The following is a 2828-nucleotide window of genomic DNA, read 5'->3' as shown; positions in this document are numbered from 1 at the left end:
ATTAAGGATATATTTATGAAAAAATATATTACTTTACTCGCCCTTTGTTTAGGTCAAGGTTTAAGCGGAACTGTGATTTCCTTACTGACCTTAACCTCCGCTCTTGTCGGTAAATCGCTAGCACCGACAGAAATATTGATAACCTTTCCTATAACAATGACGGTTCTAGGTGCATTTAGCATGATCTATCATGCAAGTTTATTAATGAAAAAATACGGTCGAAGAAGAGCATTTATCATAAGCGGCTTCATTGGCATTTGGGACGCAATTTTAGCTATATTTGCATTATATTATCAGCACTTTATACTTTTTCTATTTGCAACATTTATTCTTGGTAGTGCGACTATATTTAATCAATTTTATAGATTTGCGGCAGCAGAAGTTTTTGATAATGAAATATGGAAGAAAAGATCAACCTCATTAGTCATTGGTTCCGGTATTCTTGGAGGAATATTAGGCCATTTTCTTGCCGGAAAAGGGGTTAATTTCATTTCAAATCATGATCTAATGGGTAATTTCATTTTTATTATCATAATATTTTCTCTATTAATTTTTAGCCAATTATTTGTTTTCATTGAAAAAGAAGTCTTACCGCCTAACTCTATAAATTTACTAAGTAAAAAGCATATATATCGTTCCCCAAATTTTATTATCGGCACACTAAGTTGTACTATCGGTTTTTCACTAATGACTTTAATTATGAACTCGGCACCATTATCAATGCATAACAATCACTATCCTATATCACAAAATGTATTCGCATTACAGTTACATTTTATTGGTATGTATGCACCTGCCTTATTCATCCCGTTTTTAATTGAAAAAATTAAAACCTACACCTTAATTTTATTTGGTAGTTTATGTTTTATTGTGGGGTCAATAAGTATTTTTTTACTATCTCCACAGCATGGTTATGTTACCTCTCTATTTTTTGCCGGGATAGGTTTGGCATTAATGTTTAGTGGCGGAACATTTTATCTTAATGAGATTAATCACGGCATTAAACATAAATTACAAAGTGTGAGTTCAATATTCACCTATTCCGGCAACTTAACCTTTTCCTTTCTAGCAGGATTTACATTAGCCTTTCCAAATGGGTGGCAATGGGTGAATATTATTGTAATGAGTATTTCCTCTCTCTTTTTTATTTATTCTTTGACTAAAGGACATCATCACTTAAAAACTTATTCTTAATTTTTCTAAAATAAATAGAAAGTACAGTTAAAATTTATTTGGTTTCTAATCATTCTTACCGTTTATAACTAATACCGTACTCAAATAAAGGCTCAATGAATCATCTATCTTATTGAAAGATAAGCCTGTTATTTGTTCAATTTTAGAAAGTCGATAACGTAGGGTATTGGGGTGAATAAACAATTTTTCGGCAGCAAGATGAAGATCGCAATTTGCTAAAAAATATTGTTGCAGTGTTTTATAAAGCATGGCATTTTCCTCAGCAAATAAGGGAGTTATCGGTTTTAACAATTCCTTACCTTGCCAAGAATAAGATAGTCCTGCCAACAGCACCGGCAAACGATATTCCTCAAAACGATAAAGATTTTTTCTCGGATGATGTTTCATACCGTAAGCCAATGTACTTTGGGCGCTTTGAAAAGAAAGGGGAAGTTGTTCGGATAAAGGCACATTCAAACTTGCGCCTACTGCAATTTTGTAATTCTGTTTTGTGTAATCCGGCGGGAGTAACGTTTTTATTTGCTGAGAAAGTGCGGTTGAAATCGACAGTGTTTTTAACACGACAATTTGATCGAGCGATAAAATTGCTACATCCTGCGCAAATTCAGGCTGTTCTAAATAATTGATCAAATGCTGTAAGGAATCAGGATTCGGGGATAACAATTTAATCAAAATCACCACTCGGGATTTGCTTAAATCAAAAGCAAAAAATTTGGCTTGTCGCTCGGTTTCTTGCCAATTCAAATCACCACGCAATAACTGCAAAATAAATTCTTCTTTGTAACGGCGATGCCAACTTTCTTGCTCCAATAATGCATGTTGCTCTACAATCAATTCCGCGGTCATTTTCACCAATTCCGCATACTGCTTCACCTGCGCAGGCTCACCGGAAATCCCCACCACCCCAATCGTTTTTCCTAAATAATGAATGGGGAGATTAATCCCCGGATGGGCTTCAAAATTCCATTTTTGCGCTAAGAGTTGATCCACTTCCACCACCCTATTTTCCCGTAACGCCAATACCGCACCGGTATGTCGTTGCGATAAACGTTCAGGATTACCGGAGGCAATAATCACGCCGTTATCATTCATCACGTTCACGGAATAATGAATAATTTGCATTGCACGTTTCACAATTTTTTGGGCAATAGTCGTATCAAGTTGCATATTGGTTTTTTATAAGAAAAGATAAATATACGGTATAACCGACAAGGTTATTCGTCAATGAACTTTGCTGTTAATAATTATACAAAAATGAACCTTGCAGAGGCTGTAAGATTACCGAAAGTGCTCCACTGTGTCTTTGACAAATGCTTTGTTATTTAAACAGGGGATAACCCAGCATAATAAATAGATCACTTCTTGGTGATCTTTGTGGTTTAATTTTTGGAGAACAATGACAATCGGGTCATAGCCATAGTAGCGTAAAAAGTTATAATGTAACCCCGTCTCTTGGTCAAGGTATTGGTTCTGTAAGCAGAACGGTTGGTATCCTTGGTTTTGTTGAGCTAGGTGACGGTCATAGTGCAAGCCGCTCCAAGTATCATAGCGTCCGTGCCAAGTCAGTTTGCTTTAGCTATCGGTCATCTCCCTTGGGATACCGATTTGGTCGCAATGGAAGTAGTTTATCTCCT

General features: G+C 35.9%; 3 protein-coding genes. 1 reads left to right on the top strand and 2 read right to left on the bottom strand.

Features of this window, described 5'->3' with window-relative positions; all coding sequences use genetic code 11:
* The first annotated feature begins 15 nt into the window (after positions 1-15).
* Positions 16-1194 (top strand): MFS transporter, encoded by a 1179-nt coding sequence (locus BKL51_RS11580; protein WP_077466797.1) that lies wholly within the window; start codon positions 16-18, stop codon positions 1192-1194.
* Between the two features lie 45 nt (positions 1195-1239).
* On the opposite strand, the gene BKL51_RS11575 is transcribed toward BKL51_RS11580, so the two are convergent.
* Positions 1240-2361 carry a sugar diacid recognition domain-containing protein gene (locus BKL51_RS11575; protein ID WP_077466796.1) on the bottom strand — a complete coding sequence of 374 codons (1122 nt, stop codon included), beginning with the start codon at positions 2359-2361 and terminating at the stop codon, positions 1240-1242.
* 405 nt (positions 2362-2766) lie between these two features.
* On the bottom strand, positions 2767-2823 hold the full coding sequence (locus tag BKL51_RS12280; RefSeq protein ID WP_255372296.1) for an RHS domain-containing protein: 57 nt from the start codon (positions 2821-2823) through the stop codon (positions 2767-2769).
* Between the last annotated feature and the right edge of the window lie 5 nt (positions 2824-2828).

The organism is Rodentibacter sp. Ppn85 (genome assembly GCF_001999335.1).
In the GTDB taxonomy this organism is placed as follows: Bacteria; Pseudomonadota; Gammaproteobacteria; order Enterobacterales; family Pasteurellaceae; genus Rodentibacter.
This window is presented reverse-complemented; position numbering and strand designations above follow the sequence as displayed.

What these genes read in the sequence shown, in the direction of transcription:
- BKL51_RS11580 (WP_077466797.1), top strand. Translation starts at nt 16, where the DNA reads ATGAAAAAATATATTACTTTACTCGCCCTTTGTTTAGGTCAAGGTTTA.
- BKL51_RS11575 (WP_077466796.1), bottom strand. Translation starts at nt 2,361, where the DNA reads ATGCAACTTGATACGACTATTGCCCAAAAAATTGTGAAACGTGCAATG.